1 protein-coding gene is annotated in these 660 nt (G+C 56.4%); it reads right to left on the bottom strand.

Translation table 11 applies throughout. The annotated features are described in order from the left end of the window. Positions 1-266: 266 nt before the first annotated feature. Positions 267-660 (bottom strand): LysR substrate-binding domain-containing protein (locus ACR0EZ_RS25965; RefSeq protein ID WP_480617734.1); only part of this gene is annotated, 394 nt, incomplete at its 5' end.

Here is a 660-nt window from a genome sequence, read left to right as displayed (position 1 = left end):
CATCTCCACTCCTTGGCGGTTACGATGAGCCAGAAACCCTCTCTTATCAAATCGACCTAAACTGTCCCATTGGCGCTGACGTCAGACAGGCGCAGTGCTGCTGTCGCGGCGAACAGCAGCTAGGTGGCCTTCCTGTCGGCGCTGTCTAGCACTTGGATGTCCGCTTTGGGCTGCGAGCAGCCGATGATACGAAAAGCAGCGAATAGCCGTAGGGAGCCCATACCTACCAAATGCTGCGCATAGCGCGAGTGACTGCTTTGGACTTCCTACGCTCGAATCTCTTCACGCATAAACTCGACAAAGGACTTAACACGCGGCTTTCTAAAGGCCGACGGCAACTGCACGCTTTGGATCGGCAAAGTGCGGGAATGGAACTCCGGAAAGAGTTGCACTAGACGTCCGGTTTCAAGGTCGTCTCCCAAAAACACATCTGGGCATATGAAGATGCCCCTCCCGGCGCGCGTCTGTACGAGGCAGGCGGGAGGACTGTTTGCCAGAAATGGGCCAGAGACAGGCACCTGCACGGTTTGCCCTTCGATCTGGAAGGGCCAGCGGTTTGGATCCGGGTTGTTCGCATCTCGAATGCAAATGTGGTCCGAGAGTTCCGCAGGATGTGAAGGTGCGCCATGTTCTTCAAGGTAGGAAGGGGTCGCGACGACT

The organism is Ruegeria sp. AK4, from assembly GCF_056541025.1.
This window is presented reverse-complemented; position numbering and strand designations above follow the sequence as displayed.